A 959-nucleotide genomic window follows, 5' to 3' on the forward strand; every position below is an offset into this window, starting at 1 on the left:
CGTCGAGAGCCTGCCCCTGGGCGGCCTGGGCCTCGGCCAGGCCGTAGAGGGCCCAGCCGTTATCCGGGGACTGGACCAGGGCCTGACGGAAGGCCTGGACGGCCTCGGCCGGGCCGGCCCGCCCGAGCAGGGCCGCGCCCAGCGACTGGCTGACCGGATAGTACCAGTAGGGCGGCTCCTGATAGGGCAGCCGGGCTTCCAGGGCCGCGGCCTCGCGGTAGTGGCGGACCGCGTCCTCGAAGCGGCCCTCGTGGTAGGCCAGCCGGCCGCGGGCGGCGCCTCGGCCAGGGACAGCAGATCGGGCGCCGGCACGCCCTGGGCGATCATCTCGGCGAAGGCACCGGAGGCGCGCAGGTCGATGAGCCGGTCCAGGGTCGCGTCGAAGGCCGCGCGATCGCCGACTTGGGCGTGCGCCACCGCGCGGGCGTAGAGCCGCATCGCCGCCGCATAGGGCAGGCGGGGATCGGGCTCGGGCATGGCCAGGATGGCGTCGGGCGAGGCGAATTGGGCCATGGCCAGGTAGGGGGCGGCGTCGATGGCCTGGATCCAGCCGATCCGGGCCGAGGTCTCTGGATCCAGCAGGGTCCTGAGCCGTCGGGCCTCTTCGATGGCCGTGGTCATGTCGCCGGCCATCTGGGCCGAGGCGACGATGAAATGGACGTTGTGCGGATAGTAGCCGTAGCGCACCAAGCCCCGGTCGTTCGAGGCGCGGATCCAGGCCTCGTCGGCGCGGACGGCGGCGACGTTGACCCGGATCGAGTCGGCGTAGCGCCCGCGCACCATGTAGATGTGGGACGGCATGTGGACCAGGTGAGCGGCGCTGGACGGCAACGTCGCCAGCCGATCGGCCGCCGCCTCGGCGCGCGCGGGATCGCCGGCCTCGAGCAGATGGATGTAGAGGTGGGCCGCCGTGGGGGTGGCCGGGATCGCGCGCCAGCACCCGCTCGACCAGCGCGACC

The 959-nt window shown here is 73.6% G+C and carries 1 protein-coding gene; it reads right to left on the bottom strand.

All coding sequences use genetic code 11. The features are described 5' to 3' along the window. Positions 1-940 (bottom strand): tetratricopeptide repeat protein (locus tag AC2W7C_RS18435; protein ID WP_486002641.1); only part of this gene is annotated, 940 nt, incomplete at its 3' end. Between the last annotated feature and the right edge of the window lie 19 nt (positions 941-959).

The sequence above is a fragment of the Brevundimonas sp. CURTG3B2_SDJG genome (assembly GCF_057364705.1).